Source organism: Frankia sp. CcI49 (assembly GCF_001983215.1).
Classification (GTDB): domain Bacteria; phylum Actinomycetota; class Actinomycetes; order Frankiales; family Frankiaceae; genus Parafrankia; species Parafrankia irregularis.
Map to the genome: position 1 here is coordinate 52,473 of NZ_MOWP01000047.1, position 13,794 is coordinate 66,266.

Genomic DNA, 13,794 nt, shown 5'->3' on the forward strand with positions numbered 1-13,794 from the left:
CCGCCCGGTGAACATCCGCAGCGGAGGGCGGGCTTTGCCCGTGCGGCGGACGGTGACCCACCATCGTCATTCTGGTGACATTTCAGTCCTGCGGGGGTGTTGATGGCCCACGGTCGTACGACCCTGCGTGACGCGTCCACGCGTGGGGCGAACAGCCCGCCCGATACGCGATGTGTCCATCCGGGTGCGTGGTGTGCGGCTCGGTGAGGTGGGTAACCCCGGTCGGGAGGGCCTGACCTGTTAGGAGGAGGGGGTATGGCCGCCCATCATGGCTGTCTGGGACCGCGCAGCGAGGTCTGCGCACCCGGCGATGCACTGATGGGTCTGCTGGATCTGCTCCGGCGGCGGCTGCGGATGGAGATCGCCTGGCTCGGCCGCCTTGACGGTGGTCTTCTGATCCTTCAGGGACTCTCCGGCAACGCCCAGCCGTTCGGTCTCGCCCTCGGCTGCACCATCCGCCGCGACGCCGGCGTGTTCGGGCGGGTGCTCGCCGGGGACCTCCCGGAACTGATCCCCGACACGCGGCGGGACCCCCGCACCGCGGACATCATCTCGGTACAGGACCTGGGTATCGGCGCCTATGCGGCGACCCCGATCCTCGACACGGATGGGAACCTCTACGGGCTGGTCGGGTGCCTCCACCGGCATCCGCAGCCGTCCCTCGGCGACCGGGACATCCGGTTCCTGCGGCTGCTCGCCCGCTTCCTGACCGGTTACGTGTCCGACCTCCGCAGGATGTGGGAGATCCGGAGCCGTGTCTGGCACCGTGTGCACACACTGATCGACTCCGACAGTCTGCGCATCCACTACCAGCCCGTCATCGACCTCGTCGCCGGACGCACCGTCGGTGTCGAGGCCCTGACCCGCCTGCCCGACCCTCGCCTCTCCACCGCCGCGCTGTTCCGCGACGCGGCCGCCGCCGGTCTCGGCCCCGAACTGGAGACCGCCGCGATCCAGCGGGCGCTGCCCGCGCTGCCCGCCCTGCCCGACGATGTACGCCTCGCCGTCAACGCCGCTCCGTCGACGGTCACCGGCGGTCTTGTCGACCTCCTCCTCGACACCGGCGAACCCAGCCGGCTCGTCGTCGAGATCACCGAGGCGGAACAGGCCTACGACAACCCCGACCTGGTCGCGGCTGTCCACCTGCTTCGCCGCCACGGCGTCCTCATCGCCATCGACGATCTGGGAGCCTGCTACTCCGGCCTGGAGATGCTGCTCATCCTGCGGCCGGACGTCGTGAAGGTCGACAGGGTTCTCATCAAGAACATGAGCGGCGATCCCGTCCGCCGGGCGATCGTCGCGGGAATCACCACCATCGCCCGGGAGACGGGGTGCCGCGTCGTCGCCGAAGGCATCGAGACACGGGCGGACCTGACCGCGGCCCGGGAGGCTGGTATCCGCTGTGGGCAGGGATACCTCCTCGGTCGTCCCACTCCCGACCCGCGCGCCGCATGCCGGTCTCCTTTCGCCTTCAGCGCGCTCACCCGGCACTGAAGGCGTTGTTCCCGGCCACACACAGGTTCGGACCAGCAGAGACGGGAAGCCGGCGCGTGCCGAGAGACACCGTCACGTCAGCATGACCCGGGACCGGTACTACGGCCGTCAGGTCGCCGAGACCGGCGCAGCCGCAATACTTGAACTACTGTGCGGCTGAATCGCTCCGCAGCCGTCCAATCAGAAGATGGGCCGCAGACCTTCCGAGGCGGAGGGCATAAGATCGGCACGTGAGAGAAGCCTCGGACGATCTCTGGTTCGAACGTCCAACCGACCGAGTAGGGGAACTACTCGGCAGCGAAATCAGGGACCATCTGGAGCGAGCACTTCTAATTATCCAGAGAGACATCGACGCCACCTTCCCGCAGCTAGGAAGACTCCAGCTTCGATGGATCTCCTCCGACATGGATGATCCCTACATAGAAGGAGACGAACCCTACGTCCTGGTCTACGTGGCCCTCAGCACGAGCGGCAGCTACTGCGGCGCAGGAAGCAGCGTGTATGCCGGAAGGAGCGACGACGAAGAAGAAACCACTCCGGCGACATTCGAAGATATGGTCTCTTCTGTCGCCGCATGCACCCAGGAACTTGCCATAGAGCTGTACCTACGCACCTGGCCGGACTGCCCACAGCACAACTGGCCCTTCGATGTTTCTTTCCCGGAGGACTGGCCGGTATGGCACTGCCCAAGGAATGGCGGACATGATGTAGCCAGGGTTGGAAGTCTCACTGAAATCATTCCCTGAAACCTCACCTCAACGAAATTTGGCACGGAAACAGCGGTGGCAAATCTGCCGTAGATCAGGTCGGCGGCTCGACGCCGCGTGCGCCGGCCGACTGGATCCGCTGCCGAGCGTCGGAGAGATCATCACTCTTGACCAGATTCCCGCTGCCATCGACCGGGCCCGGCGCGCTGAAGGTCCGCCGCGTATCATTGTCCGGCCCTCCCACCGCTGAGGACGCGGACGCCATACGCGCGCATCGTTCCGGCTGGTCACGGGATGCTCCCGAATTCGGATATGGTTCGCTTCGTACAGCAAGGTATAGGGAGGTCATGGTGGGGGCTGAGCCGTCTCGTGGCCGGCCGCGGGATCCACAAATCGATGGTGTTGTGCTGGCTTCGACGCGCGAGCTCTTGGAACGGAAGGGCTTCCCGGAGACGACGATCCAGGCCGTCGCCCGGCACGCCGGTGTCGGCGCGTCGACGATCTACCGTCGATGGCCTTCGCGCGTCGAACTGATCGAGTCGGCGATCTTCCCAGGCATCGGGGCACTCGACGTGGCTCCCGCGGGGGATGTGCGGGAGGATCTTCGTCGGTACATCGCGGCCTATCGCGAGTTGTTCAGCTCGCCGGCCGCTCGTGCTGCCATTCCTGGTCTGCTGGCCGCTTACCAAGCGGAGCCGGAGCGGCATGGAACGTTGGTGGAGCGGGTCGGTCAGGACGTGCGTCCCGCGTTCCGGGCTACGCTGGCCGCGGCTGATCCTGGCACGATTGATCCGGAGGTGGATCCGGACGCTGTCATGGATCTGCTGATCGGTGCGACGTTGTACTACTCCTTCATCCGCCCTTTCGCCGGCCGGCCTGACGACGCGGACCAGGGCAATCAGGACGATCGCGTGGGCGACCTGCTGCTGCGGGCGCTGCGCCCCGGCAGCGGCGACGCCGCGACCTGACCTGTCAGGCCCCCGACGACGGCTATCGTCGCCGAGGACCGTCGAGGTGTGTCACACTCGGCGGCCGACCAGACTCGGATCCGCACCCCGAAGCCAGACGATCGAAGACCTGGCAAAGTCCCATTGAAACTGGGCGATTCCGCTGTGGATCAGCTGCCGGTAGTGCGGCCGAGCAGGTGGCGGCCGGTGATGAAGGGCAGGTCGGGGCCGCCAGATGATCGGCCGTGCGCTGAACGGCAGCGGTTCCCATCGTGCTGGTCGTCCCGTGAACTATCGGCGACCGTGTCATCGGACCCGCCTCTCCTTCGAGTCATTGCCGTCAGTCGATGCGGTCGCCGCACCAGTTGTAGGGGGAGCCAGCGGTCGCACCGGGATTCTGGGCGACCTCGAAGCCGTTCCCAGCATTATTGACGCGTAGAAAGGCGTAGCACTGGGAGATCTTTCCGAAGGTGGCGGCCAGGTCGACAGGCGTGGGGAGCAGGCCGCCGGCGTTGTAGTCCTTGACCGCGCGGAGACGTTCGATGAACTGCTCGCGGGAAGGGCAGGGTCCTGCGACGGTGAGGCCGTGCAGGAGGAGGTCGGTCTGCACGTACGCGGTCAGGGCGAGCTGGGTGCGGGGATCAGCCAGCTCCGGTGCGTAGTTCGCCATCGCGCGGAGGTATCGCTGGTGCGCCGCGGTACCGAGTTCGAACGGCACCAGGGAGATGAAGGTCGACAGGCCGGCAAGGCTGGTGCCGTACTGCTGCAGCAGCTTGGGGTCGTAGCCTCCGGGTGCGAGAACGACTCTGATCGGTGTGCCCGTGGCGGCGACCGCCGGGAGGATGTTGGCCCAGTCACCGGGACTGAGGCTGCCAATCAGAACGTCCGCGCCGSACTGCCTGATCGCTGCGGCGAGCTGCGTTGGGCTGCTGACGGTGGGGTTGTAGATCAGAGACTGTGGAAGGATCCGGACACCGGCCTGTGCGGCGCCTTGTTCGATCTTGCCGGTGATGTCGGTTGTCGATGGCATGACGTCGGCTCTGATGATCGCCGCGGTGGTGCCGCCCTGGGCCCGGATGTACCGGCCGAAGGTGTCCACGGTGCCGGACTCGGTGATGGTGTAGGCGGTGCTGAACATGTTCCGGTGTTGTGTCCAGAGTGTCTCTGCGGGCATGCCCGTGACGGGGATGTGCCGGTCGTCAAGGTACTGAGCGGAGCCGGCGGCGACGAGCGTCGTCTCGACGAGACCGAAGACCTCATCGTCGTCGACCAGCTTGTGCACGGCCTGCGTGTTCCCGGTGACGTCGCCGCGGTCGTCGGCCCATACATATTCGATGGTCCGGCCATTGATGCCGCCTTCCGCGTTCGCCTGCTGGATCCGTGCCTCGACGCCGCTGCGCGTCGGCTGGAACGCCTCAGCGAGCACCCCGCTGTCCGGGTAAACCTGCCCAATCCTGACCGATGTGGCGCTGAACCCCGGGGTCGAGCATGCGGTTTTCGTGATCGGGGAATGCTCCGGGCCGCTGCAAGCCGCCACCGCTAGCACGGTCGACGACAACAGCGCCACCACCGTGCGACGGCGCCGGCCGGGTGCGGGTGGCGTGCTTCCCACACGACTGGCTTCACCTGGCAAGGATATCTGCACCGCTGGAATTCCCCCGAATTTAAGAGGAACCTTGCCCGGGTCCAGCCGGGCAAGGTTCCTTCCCTGGACCGATGTCGTTGTCGCGCGCTTCGGCCGGCTACTTTTTGATAAGGGTTCCGCAGGCCAGGTCGGTGATGATGTCGTACTGGTTTCCGTTGAGCTGCACGATGGAGGCGCAGGGCGCGCCGATGACGTGATTGACCGGGAAGCGGGTCTCCGGCAGCGCGCCCTCGACGTAGTTGGTGTAGTCGCCGCTGTTGAGCACCTTGAGGAGGCTGTCGACGGTGAGGTCCTTACCGGCCTCGGTCGCGGCGCGGACGAACATGTCGGCGGCCCAGTAGCCGGCCATGGTGGGCAGGCTCAGCGTGGCCTTCGGTGCGTACTTCGCGAGGTCGTCGGCGAGCTGTTTGACGGCGGGGACGCCGGTGTCCGACCCGGGCTGCCACTGCAGGATCGTGTAGGACTGCTGCAGGCCCTCGAAGCTGGTCGCGGCGAGGCGGGGGTCGTAGCCGACGGGGTTGAGGTTCTTGCCCTGGTATCCGGCGGCGGCGAGCGCTTCGGTGAGTTTGATGACCGAGTTGAAGTCGGCGATGTAGAGCACGACGTCCGGCGGTGCGCCGCCATCGGATGTCATGATTGCGTTCACGATCGGTGTGGTGTCGGTGAGGCCGGCCACCGGGATCGGGTTCTCCTCGTAGACCACGTCGATCCCGACCGAGCGGATCTGGCGGGCCAGTTCGCTGACTCCGGTGCGGGCGGAGTCGGCGTCCACTCCGACCAGTGCGGTGGTGCGGCCCTTGGCGTCACCACCGAACATGGCCTGGATCATCAGGCCATAGGTGGTCGAGGTGGCGCCGGTCTGGCTGTTGGGGACCTGGCAGCCGGTGATCCCGAAACCGATGGTGGTGCCGCAGTAGCCCGAGTTGGTGCCCCAGCCGAAGAACGGGACGGTCTCGCCGCAGAAGGTGTCCAGATAGTTGGCGCTGCTGGTCATCACCGGCACGGCAGCGAAGATCTTCTTCTGGTCCACCAGCGCTTTGGCCTGGGCGCCGTTGCGGGCCGGGTCGTTGCCGTCGTCGAGGGTCCCGACGTAGTTGATCTTTCTGCCGTTGATGCCGCCCTCGGCGTTGGCCCGGTCGAAGCGGGCCTGGGCGCCCAGTTCGACGCCGGCCATCGAGCTGCCGTTGGGGCTGGTCAGGTAGGCCAGCCCGCCGATGGTGATCTCGTCATCGGTGATGCCACGAGTTGGATCGGCCGCGGTCTGCCCGCAGCGCAGGCTGGCCGGGTCCGGTGCGAACCCACCGTCGCTCCAGCCTGACGGTGGGCCGGCCTTCACCTCGTCCGCGGCGACGACTGGCGCCGCAGCGGCGTCCTCGGTGTCGTCGGAACACGCGGCCAGGCCGGTGGCGAGCGCCGTCGCCGTGGCCAGGGCGGCCACTAACCGGATACCTCGCATCGGGGTCTCCTTCCGGGGTTTGCGCCGGATCGACCGGTCCGGGCTGTGTCGGTGAACAGGGGTGAGCTTGACCAGCAACAGGCTCCTGCGGCCGAGTCGTCCCTCGGCGAAGGCGCAAGCGCTTGGCCACCGACGTCCAACGCCGCACGTTTCGTCGCGACCAGCGTCACGGTCAGCGGCGAGCCGGCCTGCGGCAACGCCACGGCGGCAGCCCGACCTTAATTACGACTTAAAACGTATCTTATATACAACCAGGTCGGCGGCACACCTGCAACCAGGACTGATGCGTGGATGGCCTGCCGGCCCCGAACCTGGTGCGTCCGGGCGCGGCCCTCACCGAGCCCGCCGGTCGACCTCGGGCCCGCCGGTCGGCCCTCACCGGTTGCCGGCAGCTACGACTGGGTGCCCTGTGTCCCCGGCCGGGGCTGGCCTGACAGCATCGATCGCGCCTGCAGACGGTCGCCCGCCATGAGTGTCGAGCCGTTTACGATTTACCGCCGGTGGCGGTCAAGGATCGAGCTGCTGGAAGCGGCGATCTCTCCGGCGCTCAGAGCGCTCGACATGGCTCGGAGAGCGGCGGGCGCGCTCCGAGCCGTCGCGGCGCTAAGCCGTTGCGGCGACACGGGCGAGCAGGTCGGCGATGTAGTCGCTGGCCATGTCGCGCCCGGAGAAGCGGCGGATGAACAGGTGGAACAGCACTGCGCCGATCGCGAGGTCGAGGAGATCGTCACTGTTCACGCCGGTCGCCCTGGGCACCGCAGCGGCCACCATCGCACGGAAGGGCTCGCGGACTCCGGCGTCGACCCGTTGGGCGGCGGCGGCGTGGCCTGCCGGGTCGGACTGGTAGATGCTGAGCAACGCGGGCAGCGCGACACGGGCCGCCGGCTGGTCGAAGGCGGCGAGGAAGCCGTCCACGTAACGGCGAAGATCGCTGGTGAGGTCGCCGGTGGCCCGGACCACGATGTCATCGAACCCGGGGAAGATCGCGTTTTCGATCATGGCGACGCGGGATGGCCAGCGGCGGTAGATGGCCGGTGCGCCCACGCCCGCGCGGCGGGCCACGGCGACGATGGTGGTCTCGGCGAAGCCCTTCTCGCTCAGCAGTTCCCGCGTCGCCCTCCTGATCCGCTCGTCTACCTGGGGATCGCGTGGTCGTCCCCGGGACGAGCCGAGTCCTGACTCGGGCCCTGGTCCCGGGTCGGCGTCGGAGCCATGGACGGTTGCCTGGGTCGCATCATCGTTATAGTGTGACACGTAATTTAAATCCTTCGAGTGGCGGGAGTGCTAGATGGGCGGCTCGTACGCGGACAGCGAGTTCGTGGAACGTATGTTCCCGGAACCGGTGGACCACGGCATCGCCCAACCCGACCGGGCGATCAGCAACGTCCGCTCGGGCACCGACTCGCCGGACCGCGGCGAGGCCACAAAGTGGTACGAAGGTGGCGGGCGGGTCGGCGAGAAGGCGCTCGCGGACATCGTCGTCTACCCCCCGACCGGAGGCCTGCAGACCCAGGGCGACCCGTTTGAGCCGGCGAAGATCGGCCTGCTCATCGACATCGACAACGGGCAGCTCATCTTCGACTGGATCAACGCGACGATCCTCGCTCTCGAGGACGCTCTCAACGAAGGCATCTACGACCGGCCGGTGCGGCTTCTCGTCGCCGATGCTCGAGGGCTGCCCCGAGAGAACTTCCTAAAGACCCGCAAGGGATACGAATGGCTATGCGACGAGGGATGTGTCGTCGTTCTCGGCCCGGAAATCAGCGACAATTCGCTGTCTCTGCAGGAGGTCGCCAACCAGCGCAGAGTCCCGGTCATTTCCTGGACCGGTGCCTGGAAGTTTGCCAGCGAGTACTGCTTCACCATCGCCAACGGTGACGTGCCAAGCGAGGCCGTCATGTGTGCCCAGTGGCTCCGGTCCCAGGGGCACCGCAAGATCGGAATGTTCTGGGAGCAGGGAAGTTCCGGACGCGACTACGCTGGATTCTTTCGGGACGAGTGCAACAGGCTCGGATTGACCATTGCCCGAGACATCAAGCTCGGACCCAATCCGCGAAACCTCGCCGAGCACCTCCAGTCAATGCGCGAGGACGGTATCACTGGTATCTACTACGGCGGATACGGCTACTCGACGTTTCACTTCGCCGAGGCATTCAGGGCTATCGACTGGGACCCGCCGAGGGTGATGGGAACCGCTTTCATGTTCTACTCCAACACCAACCGTTGGGCGGATGGGCTCGAGGGCTGGCACGGGGTGGACCAGCTCGGTGAGGACGGTACCAACCCGAACTACGAGGCCATGGTAGCCCGCTTCAGCGAGCGCTTCGGTCGGGTATCAAAGAACGTCGTCGTCGCGCTGGGCTACGACACGGCCCGGGTCGGGATCCACGGCCTCGCCAACGCCGCCATGGCTACTCCCGAGGAGGTCAAGGACGGTATCGAGCGTATCCGCTGGTTGCCGGCGACCAACGGCGGGCCCGCTACTTACATCCAGTTCGGACCATGGGACCACAAAGGCTATAAGGGCGATTTCCTGACCATCCGGGAGCTTCGTGGCGGCCAGCTGCGGTTCGACGGCTACCACCGCCCCCAGCACTCAATCAATTCCGGCAGATGACCACGCCCGCCATGACGAACGGCGCCTCGAGGCGGAGGGCCTGCCGCTGATCGCCTGGGCACGCGGCTTGACCGAGGAGGTCCCCGTCAGCCGGAATATCCGGGCCATCTCCACGGGTCCGTCGCCGGTCTTCGCGGTCGCGGTGGCCAGGCCGGCCATGATGGCACGGYGGCCGCTTCGCCCGTCCAGCGCGCCGGGTCTTGCCTCGGCGCCGGCTTGCGGCGCGATCGGGCCGGTTGACCTCGGCCACAGGGATACCGGCCGCAAGTAGATGGACGCCAGCCGCGGGTCACTACGAACTCGCCCTCGACACCGACCCGAGACTATGGCTGTCCGCCGCGTTCACCGAACTCGCCACAGCCGTCTGACCAGCAGACGCCCGGGCTGCTGGCATGCCCAGCTCCCCCGCAACGCGTCAGCGCCGCGACCTGGTCGGCCCGTTCGATGATCGCCGTGAAGTCACCGGTCTGTGCCTCGATGAGGTCGGTGCCTGAGTCGATGGTGCCGATGCGGGCGATGCCGTCCCAGTAGGCAACGTCGCCGTAGTAGAGGACGACGTTGCCCCACGGCTCGTACCAGCCGAGGTCCCCGGGAACGGGGTCGTCGCCCGCGGGCATGCTCTCCATCGACAACAGCTGCTCCAGGTGTCCGATTTTCTCCTGGCGGCTCAGGTCGCCAAACGTCAGCGTCACCGGCAGCCTGGAAGGAAGGTCCCGGCCTGGCGCGTTGTCCCACAGTCGTCCGTCCAGCACCTGTCCGTCGATGACGATGCGGATCAGTGTGCCCTGTGAAACGCCTGTGGGCGTGGAGGAAGGTGCGGCGGACGGGGCGGGCGTACCGTCGCCGGCCGGAGGCCCGGACGGCGAGGAAACGCCTGAGGACGCCACGGGCGCCGGGTCCGTGGAACCGCCGCACGCAGCCACCGCCAGTGCGACGACCATCACGGCAGGAAGGGCGAACCACTGGCGGGCACCGGCAGAGGGCCGCGAACCAGATCGGATCATGCCTCGACGCTGGGCAACCGAGGTACCGCCATGGGAGGCCCTGCCAGGGTCCGACAGAGCCTCCCAGGACGTACCCGAGCCCGGTTAGCGTCGGACGGCGTGTATGCGACCACATCGCCGCCGGCTGTTCCGGCGCCGACATCGGCACGCCGTCGCCCTCGAAGGAGCCTCCTATGACGGTCCGACGTCTTCCCTTGCTGGCGATCGCTCTCGCCCTCACCGCGACCGCCTGTGGATCGGACTTATCCCCTCCCGCCACCACTCCGCGCGAGGGCGGGGTAGCCTCCGCTGCCGCCCTGTCGGGGCTGGTGGCCGTGACCCTCGTCGTCCCAGAAGGTATGAGCGCCGCGCCGCTGGATACACAACGGCGGGCGCTCGTCCCCCCGGGCTGGACACTGGCGGTGTACGCCCGGGTCCCGTCAGCCCGGCTCGCCGCGTGGGCCCCGGATGGCACATTGCTCGTCTCGGTGCCGGAGAACGGCACGGTCGTCCGGCTGGAACCGGACGGGCGAGGCACCGCGACAGCATCCGAACTTCTGACCGGGCTGAACCAGCCGCATGGGCTCGCGTTCTCCGGGTCGACCCTGTACGTCGCGCAGACCGACCGCGTGGACGCCTACACCTACGCGGCAGGGCAGGCGACGGCCCCGCGCCCCGTCGTCACCGATCTACCCAATGCCAGCAGCCCCGAGCTGCGAGGCAGGTACGGCCACCCGTTGAAAAGCGTTGCCGTAGGCCAGGACGGAGCCGTCTATGTGTCGGTCGCCTCGACCGGCAACATCAGCGCCGACGATCTCACCTCGACGCCGCCACGGGCGTCGGTCCTGCGTGTACCACCCGGCGGTGGGCCACCGGAACCCTACGCCGTGGGCGTCCGCAACGGCACCGCACTCGCCGTCGCCCCCGACGGCGCGGTCTGGGCCGCGGTCAACAACCGGGACAACATCCAGTTCCCGTACGACCGCCCCTACGGCGACGACTCCGGATCGGCGCGAGAGCGAGTGATCGACGAATACGTACGAGACCATCCCGTCGAGCCCTTCGCGAAACTGACCCCCGGGCGGAACCTGGGCTGGCCCTACTGCAACCCGGACGCCGACGTGGATCCCGGCGTCCGGGGTAGCCGGCAGGACTTCTCCGATGTCCCGTTCGTCCGTGACGTGCAGACCAATCCGGATGGGCGGATGCTCGACTGCTCGGCGCTGACCCCGGTGGAGCAGGCGCTCCCCGGGCATTCTGCCCCGCTGGGCCTGTCGTTCGTCGACGGAGGCCTTCCGAGTAGCTACGCCTCCGGTGCGCTGGTCGGTGTACACGGTTCGTGGAACGCGTCGCCACCACGCGCTCCGGAGGTTTCGTTCTTCCCCTGGCGCGACGGTGGCCTGGGGGCGCAGCAGACGCTGGTGGGCGGGTTCCAGGCCGCGGATGGATCCCGGTGGGGCCGCCCCGTGGCCGCGGTCGAGGGCCCTGACAGGGCCGTCTACATCACCGACGACCAGGCCGGCGCCGTGTACCGGCTGGCTCCGCCCGCACGCTGACCGGGGGCCGTCTCGGTGGTCGCGAGCACCCGATGGAGGCAGGGGTGAGCCTCGCCGGGAATCGGCCATTGATCAAATGTTGTGGTTGGCCGCGGGTGGACGTTGCTCAAGGTATGGGCCGGCCTGGTCGGGCGGAGCCGGGGCATCGCCCGGCCAGGCCGGATCGTCACTTCCTGATGAGCGATCCGCAGGCGAGCTTGGTGGTGATGTCGAACTTCTGGCCGTTGAGCTGTACCACGGACGCGCAGGGTATGCCGATGTTGTGATTGAGGGGCCAGCGTGTCTCGGCAACCGTTCCGGGGACGGTGTAGGTGTAGTTGTTGTTCATGAGGTTAAGTAGCTTGTCGACGGTCAGATCGCGGCCGGCTTTGTTCACAGCGTCCAGGAACATGTCCGCGGCCCAGTAGCCGGCCTCCGCGGGCAGGCTGATGCTGGTGCCTGGGGCGTACTTCTGGAAGTCGTCGTTGAGCTGCTTGACTGCTGGGACGGTGGTGTCGACGCCCGGTGTCCACTGGACGATCGTGTAGGACTGGTCGAGGTCCTTGAACCCGGCCAGTCGCGGGTCATAGCCGACGGCGTTGAGATGCTTGCCCTGGAAGCCGGCCGCGTTCATCGCCGTGGTCAGCTTGACGACCGAGTTGAAGTCCAAGACGTACAGGACCACGTCCGGGGCGTGACCTTCGTCCGAGGTCATGATGTCGTTCACGATCGCCGTGGCGTCCGTGACACCGCTGGGCAGAACCGGGTTTTCCGCGTACACGGTCCGGATGCCGACCGTCTGCACCTGCTTGGCGAGTTCGGCGAGGCCCTCGCGCGCGGCGTCGTTGTCGATGCCGACGAGGGCGGTGGACTTGCCCTCGGCGTCTCCGCCGAGCATCGACTGGATCATCAGGCCGTAGGCGGTGGTGGTGTAGTCGATCCCGGTGGGGGTTAGACAGCCGGTGATGCCGAACCCGATGGTGTTTTTGCAGTAGCCGGAGTTCGTTCCCCATCCGAAGAACGGCACCTGGTCGTTACACAGGGGTTCGAGGAAGTTCGAGTCTCGGGTCATCAGTGGAACAACCGCGAAGACCTTCTCCTGCTGGGCGAGCGCCTTGGCCTGTGAGATGGACCGACTCACGTCGTCGCCGTTGTCGAGAGTACCAGTGTAGTTGATCTTGCGGCCATTGACGCCGCCCTCGGCGTTCGCGCGCTCGAATCGGACCTTGGCACCCACGTCGGTTCCGGAGACGGTGCTCCCGGTCGGGCTGGTCAGGTAGGCGAGGCCACCGACCGTGATCGAGGTGTCGGTGACGCCGCGGGTGGGATCCTTGGCGGTCAGGCCACACTGGAGGCTGGAGGTGTCCACCTTGTACGCGGCGTCGTCCCAACCGGTGATCGGGCCGGCCTTTACCGAGCCGGCGGCGACGGTCTGGCCGCCACCGTCTCCGCCTGACGGGCCGTCGGGGGACGACGAGCATGCGGCCGCCACTGCCATGACAACTATCGACGCCGTCACAGCGATGAGTAACCGGCGATTTCGCATAATCGGAGCTCCTTTGAGGACTGCGGACTGTCTAACGCCCAGGCATGTCCGCCCGCTTCGTCGTTCGGACGGACAGGAGGGACGGCGATACCGTCGCGACCCGAGCCGGATGCCACTTCATCCCGGCGTCGGCGATGTGAGCGACGTGAGTTGTCGTGGACGGGAATAGGCGGCGCCGGCCGGTGAACCGGTGGGCGCCGATTGGGCCCGTCGAGCAGGTCCGGCCGTGGGGTGTCCATTCGGATCGCCTCCGGAGTCCCACGGGTCTGGACCGCACGCTGTTCTGGCGGAGCATCGCCGAGTGCGGAGGGCCGAACGCCATCGGCGGCGAGTGATGGTTGCGGGTGCGCAAGGCCGTTCTCTGTATCTATGTAATTACGGATAGCGCCCCCGGGTGGTGCGACGGCGAAGGCTCAAGGTCGTTGGTCGCCCGGTTCGACGTCCTGTTTGTTGCCGCAGGTTGCGGCCAGATCGGCGGGCTTGGTGACCGATAACGCCGGTCTTGGCGATCTGTGCGTTCCAAATCTGAGGCGGGCGGTCGTGGTTGACCGCGTCGTGCTCGTCGTCGGYCGGTGGGTGTCAGCCACCGGTGGTGACGAGGCCGGCGGCGGTGATCATCGATAGTTCGTCGACGGTCACCAGGCCAGGTGCCGCGGCGACGACGTGGGGGATGGCGTTGACGGCGGGGTTCGCGGTGGGCATGCCGAAGTCGACGCCGGCGGTGTCGTAGCGGACCGTGAACCTGGAGCGGACCGACGGCTCACCGTCGACCTCGATCACGTAGCCCTCCTCGGTGGGCCAGTCCGGCTCCATGGCATGGCCGAGCCGCCAGACGAGGCCGAGCTCGATGACCGACCGTCCGCC

General features: G+C 67.2%; 10 protein-coding genes and 1 pseudogene. 5 read left to right on the forward strand and 6 right to left on the reverse strand.

All coding sequences use genetic code 11. From position 1 onward, the window contains the following. The first annotated feature begins 255 nt into the window (after window positions 1-255). The 3 genes from CcI49_RS36985 (at window position 256) to CcI49_RS36995 (ending at window position 3,169) form a co-directional block, all read left to right on the forward strand. A complete protein-coding gene (locus CcI49_RS36985) occupies window positions 256-1,494 on the forward strand; it encodes an EAL domain-containing protein (RefSeq protein WP_076834290.1) in 1,239 nt (412 codons plus the stop codon). A 230-nt stretch (window positions 1,495-1,724) separates the two neighbouring features. Next, window positions 1,725-2,240, forward strand: coding sequence for a hypothetical protein (locus CcI49_RS41815; protein ID WP_131831286.1), 516 nt, complete (start codon window positions 1,725-1,727; stop codon window positions 2,238-2,240). 308 nt (window positions 2,241-2,548) lie between these two features. After that, complete coding sequence (locus CcI49_RS36995; protein WP_054571042.1) at window positions 2,549-3,169, forward strand: TetR/AcrR family transcriptional regulator; 621 nt, start codon at window positions 2,549-2,551, stop codon at window positions 3,167-3,169. A 319-nt stretch (window positions 3,170-3,488) separates the two neighbouring features. Here CcI49_RS36995 and CcI49_RS37000 read toward each other — a convergent pair whose 3' ends face one another. The 3 genes from CcI49_RS37000 to CcI49_RS37010 all read right to left on the reverse strand — a co-directional run bounded on the left by CcI49_RS37000 (window position 3,489) and on the right by CcI49_RS37010 (window position 7,503). Beyond that, a complete protein-coding gene (locus CcI49_RS37000) occupies window positions 3,489-4,793 on the reverse strand; it encodes an ABC transporter substrate-binding protein (RefSeq protein WP_347280172.1) in 1,305 nt (434 codons plus the stop codon). 97 nt (window positions 4,794-4,890) lie between these two features. Beyond that, window positions 4,891-6,249, reverse strand: coding sequence for an ABC transporter substrate-binding protein (locus CcI49_RS37005; RefSeq protein ID WP_054571127.1), 1,359 nt, complete (start codon window positions 6,247-6,249; stop codon window positions 4,891-4,893). A 603-nt stretch (window positions 6,250-6,852) separates the two neighbouring features. Then, on the reverse strand, window positions 6,853-7,503 hold the full coding sequence (locus CcI49_RS37010; RefSeq protein ID WP_083749946.1) for a TetR/AcrR family transcriptional regulator: 651 nt from the start codon (window positions 7,501-7,503) through the stop codon (window positions 6,853-6,855). 34 nt (window positions 7,504-7,537) lie between these two features. On the opposite strand from CcI49_RS37010, the gene CcI49_RS37015 reads away from it, so the two are divergent. Next, window positions 7,538-8,866: an ABC transporter substrate-binding protein gene (locus CcI49_RS37015; protein ID WP_054571044.1), complete on the forward strand. Its 1,329-nt coding sequence runs from the start codon at window positions 7,538-7,540 to the stop codon at window positions 8,864-8,866. 323 nt (window positions 8,867-9,189) lie between these two features. Here the strand turns inward: CcI49_RS37015 and CcI49_RS42335 are convergent, their stop codons facing one another. Continuing rightward, window positions 9,190-9,870 carry a cyclophilin-like fold protein gene (locus CcI49_RS42335; protein ID WP_347280173.1) on the reverse strand — a complete coding sequence of 227 codons (681 nt, stop codon included), beginning with the start codon at window positions 9,868-9,870 and terminating at the stop codon, window positions 9,190-9,192. A gap of 173 nt (window positions 9,871-10,043) precedes the next feature. On the opposite strand from CcI49_RS42335, the gene CcI49_RS37030 reads away from it, so the two are divergent. After that, a complete protein-coding gene (locus tag CcI49_RS37030) occupies window positions 10,044-11,405 on the forward strand; it encodes a gluconolaconase (protein ID WP_076834299.1) in 1,362 nt (453 codons plus the stop codon). Between the two features lie 166 nt (window positions 11,406-11,571). On the opposite strand, the gene CcI49_RS37035 is transcribed toward CcI49_RS37030, so the two are convergent. Continuing rightward, the gene (locus CcI49_RS37035; protein WP_241840492.1) at window positions 11,572-12,882 is read right to left on the reverse strand and encodes an ABC transporter substrate-binding protein; all 1,311 of its coding nucleotides are present in this window, start codon (window positions 12,880-12,882) and stop codon (window positions 11,572-11,574) included. A 627-nt stretch (window positions 12,883-13,509) separates the two neighbouring features. Beyond that, a pseudogene (locus tag CcI49_RS37040) lies at window positions 13,510-13,794 on the reverse strand (dihydrodipicolinate reductase); the annotation flags it as partial.

What these genes read in the sequence shown, in the direction of transcription:
- CcI49_RS42335 (WP_347280173.1), bottom strand. Translation starts at nt 9,870, where the DNA reads ATGATCCGATCTGGTTCGCGGCCCTCTGCCGGTGCCCGCCAGTGGTTC.
- CcI49_RS37015 (WP_054571044.1), top strand. Translation starts at nt 7,538, where the DNA reads ATGGGCGGCTCGTACGCGGACAGCGAGTTCGTGGAACGTATGTTCCCG.
- CcI49_RS37035 (WP_241840492.1), bottom strand. Translation starts at nt 12,882, where the DNA reads ATGGCAGTGGCGGCCGCATGCTCGTCGTCCCCCGACGGCCCGTCAGGC.
- CcI49_RS36995 (WP_054571042.1), top strand. Translation starts at nt 2,549, where the DNA reads ATGGTGGGGGCTGAGCCGTCTCGTGGCCGGCCGCGGGATCCACAAATC.
- CcI49_RS37030 (WP_076834299.1), top strand. Translation starts at nt 10,044, where the DNA reads ATGACGGTCCGACGTCTTCCCTTGCTGGCGATCGCTCTCGCCCTCACC.
- CcI49_RS37005 (WP_054571127.1), bottom strand. Translation starts at nt 6,249, where the DNA reads ATGCGAGGTATCCGGTTAGTGGCCGCCCTGGCCACGGCGACGGCGCTC.
- CcI49_RS36985 (WP_076834290.1), top strand. Translation starts at nt 256, where the DNA reads ATGGCCGCCCATCATGGCTGTCTGGGACCGCGCAGCGAGGTCTGCGCA.